Here is a 3,218-nt window from a genome sequence, read left to right as displayed (position 1 = left end):
CGTAACCTTGAGTTTGAAATTGGTGCCCAGGAGAAGACTCGAACTTCCACGACCTTGCGATCACCAGCACCTGAAGCTGGCGTGTCTACCAATTTCACCATCTGGGCATAATCTTCAGCGTCTCCGCTGTTGATGTGGCGCACTATACGGAGAGCGTTTTGATCTGTAAACCCCTGATTTAGATTTAATAAATCAGATGTTTAGAATGCAAAAAACCCGCTTTCGCGGGTTTTTGTGTGAGCCTTGAAATTGATCTAATCTCAAGCTCTGAATTGGTGCCCAGAAGAAGACTCGAACTTCCACGACCTTGCGATCACCAGCACCTGAAGCTGGCGTGTCTACCAATTTCACCACCTGGGCAGCATCAACAACGTTGCCGTCGTCGATGGCGCGCACTATACGGAGCGTCTTTTTAACTGTAAACCCCTGGCATCAAAAAAACCTGGAAAATTTTACCGACGGCATTTAAATCAGCTTTGCGCTGTCGATATAAGGCTTTAGATGGGCTGTCGCAGTCTGAAATTTCCCGTTTCATTACGCCTATGCCAAACTAACCCGCATATAGACAAGGTGAAAACTCTCTAATGGCCGATTGGCAGTCCCTCGATCCCGAGGCCGCTCGTGAAGCGGAAAAATATGAAAACCCTATTCCTAGCCGCGAACTGATCCTTCAGCACCTTGCTGATCGGGGTTCGCCTGCTAACCGCGAGCAGTTGGTGGAAGAGTTTGGTCTGACCACAGAAGACCAGNTCGAAGCCCTGCGCCGCCGTTTGCGTGCCATGGAGCGCGACGCTCAACTGATCTACACCCGCCGTGGCACCTACGCGCCTGTGGATAAGCTCGACCTGATCCTTGGCCGCATTGCCGGTCACCGTGATGGCTTCGGCTTTTTGATCCCGGACGACGGCAGCGACGACTTGTTCATGAGCCCGGCGCAAATGCGCCTGATGTTCGATGGCGACCGTGCCCTGGCGCGCGTTTCCGGCCTGGACCGTCGCGGTCGTCGTGAAGGCGTGATCGTCGAAGTGGTGTCGCGTGCCCACGAGTCTATCGTCGGCCGTTACTTCGAAGAAGGCGGTATCGGCTTCGTGGTGGCGGACAATCCGAAGATCCAGCAAGAAGTGCTGGTCACCCCGGGTCGTAACGCCAACGCGCAGATTGGTCAGTTCGTGGAAGTGAAGATCACCCACTGGCCGACTGCGCGCTTCCAGCCGCAAGGCGATATCGTTGAAGTGGTCGGCAACTACATGGCGCCGGGCATGGAAATCGACGTTGCGCTGCGCACCTACGATATTCCTCACGTCTGGCCTGAGGCTGTGCTCAAAGAAGCCGCCAAGCTCAAGCCGGAAGTTGAAGACAAAGACAAAGAAAAACGCATCGACCTGCGCCATCTGCCGTTCGTCACCATTGACGGCGAAGATGCGCGTGACTTCGACGATGCGGTCTACTGCGAAGCCAAGCCTGGCAAGCTGCGCCTGTTCTCCGGCGGCTGGAAGTTGTTCGTCGCGATTGCCGACGTGTCCAGCTACGTGAAGATTGGTTCGGCCCTGGACAACGAAGCTCAGGTGCGCGGCAACTCGGTGTACTTCCCCGAGCGCGTCGTGCCGATGCTGCCGGAGCAGCTCTCCAACGGCCTGTGCTCGCTGAACCCGCACGTCGATCGCCTGGCCATGGTTTGCGAGATGACCATCTCCAAAACCGGCGAGATGACCGACTACTGCTTCTACGAAGCGGTCATTCACTCCCACGCTCGCCTGACCTACAACAAAGTCAGCGCGATGCTGGAAACGCCGAAACTCACCGAAGCACGTCAGCTTCGCGGCGAGTACACCGACGTTCTGCCACACCTCAAGCAGCTTTACGCACTGTACAAAGTGCTGNTGGGCGCTCGTCACGTGCGTGGCGCGATCGATTTTGAAACGCAGGAAACCCGAATTGTCTTCGGTTCCGAGCGCAAGATCGCGGCAATCACCCCGACCACGCGTAACGATGCGCACAAGCTGATCGAGGAATGCATGCTGGCGGCCAACGTGGCCACTGCGGAATTCCTGAAAAAGCACGAGATTCCTGCGTTGTACCGGGTGCATGACGGCCCGCCGCCGGAGCGCCTGGAGAAGCTGCGCGCGTTCCTCGGTGAGCTCGGCCTGTCCCTGCACAAAGGCAAGGACGGCCCGACGCCGAAGGACTACCAGGCACTGCTCGCGAGCATCAAGGACCGTCCGGATTACCACGTGATCCAGACCGTGATGCTGCGCTCCCTGAGCCAGGCGGTGTACAGCGCTGATAATCAGGGCCACTTCGGCCTGAATTACGAAGCGTACACCCACTTCACGTCGCCGATTCGTCGTTACCCGGACCTGCTCACGCACCGCGCGATCCGCAGCGTGATCCATTCCAAGCAGAACACCCCGCACGTCAAGCGCGCCGGTGCCATGACCATTCCGAAAGCGCGGATTTATCCGTACGACGAAGCGGCCCTGGAACAGCTGGGCGAGCAGTGCTCCATGAGCGAGCGCCGTGCCGACGAAGCCACCCGCGATGTAGTGAACTGGCTTAAGTGCGAGTTCATGAAAGACCGCGTGGGCGAGTCGTTCCCTGGCGTCATCACGGCCGTAACCGGGTTTGGTCTGTTCGTTGAGCTGACTGACATCTATGTCGAGGGCCTGGTGCACGTCACCGCCTTGCCGGGTGACTACTACCACTTTGACCCTGTGCATCACCGCCTGGCGGGCGAGCGCACCGGTCGCAGCTTCCGCTTGGGCGATACCGTTGAAGTGCGCGTGATGCGCGTTGACCTCGACGAACGCAAGATCGACTTCGAGATGGCTGAAAAAACCATCAGCGCGCCGATCGGCCGCAAGAAGCGCGGGACCGAAAAGACCGAACCGGCCGCCAAGACAACGGCCAAAACCGCAGCAGAACCGGCCCCGGCTAAAACCGGTCGTCGTCCTGCCAAGGAAAAGGCAGTCGAGGCCTATCGCCCAAGCGATGCCGCGGCGAAAAATGCCGAACTGCGTAAAAGCCGTGAATTGAAACAGGCGTTGCTGTCTGAAGCGAAAAGCGGCGGTAAAGCGGCGTCTGGGGGAAAGACCGGACGGTCGGCGCCTGACAAGGCCCCCGGCAGCAAGCCAAGCAAACACCGTAAAGGCCCGCCTAAAGCGGGTTCGGCCCCCGCGAAAAGCGGCGGGTCGCGCAAACCTAAGGCCAAGTCATGAGTC

General features: G+C 58.3%; 1 protein-coding gene and 2 tRNA genes. 1 reads left to right on the top strand and 2 read right to left on the bottom strand.

The window, feature by feature from the left end; translation table 11 throughout:
- Positions 1 to 20: 20 nt before the first annotated feature.
- Both B7L09_RS14585 and B7L09_RS14580 read right to left on the bottom strand, forming a co-directional pair.
- Positions 21 to 107: transfer RNA gene (locus tag B7L09_RS14585), tRNA-Leu, on the bottom strand.
- Between the two features lie 166 nt (positions 108 to 273).
- Positions 274 to 360 (bottom strand) — tRNA-Leu (locus tag B7L09_RS14580).
- A gap of 224 nt (positions 361 to 584) precedes the next feature.
- Here B7L09_RS14580 and rnr point away from each other — a divergent pair.
- Complete coding sequence (rnr, locus tag B7L09_RS14575) at positions 585 to 3,215, top strand: ribonuclease R (protein ID WP_094469403.1); 2,631 nt, start codon at positions 585 to 587, stop codon at positions 3,213 to 3,215.
- Positions 3,216 to 3,218 lie beyond the last annotated feature (3 nt).

It is taken from the genome of Pseudomonas mandelii, from assembly GCF_002251635.1.
Taxonomy (GTDB): Bacteria; Pseudomonadota; Gammaproteobacteria; order Pseudomonadales; family Pseudomonadaceae; genus Aquipseudomonas; species Aquipseudomonas mandelii_B.
This window is presented reverse-complemented; position numbering and strand designations above follow the sequence as displayed.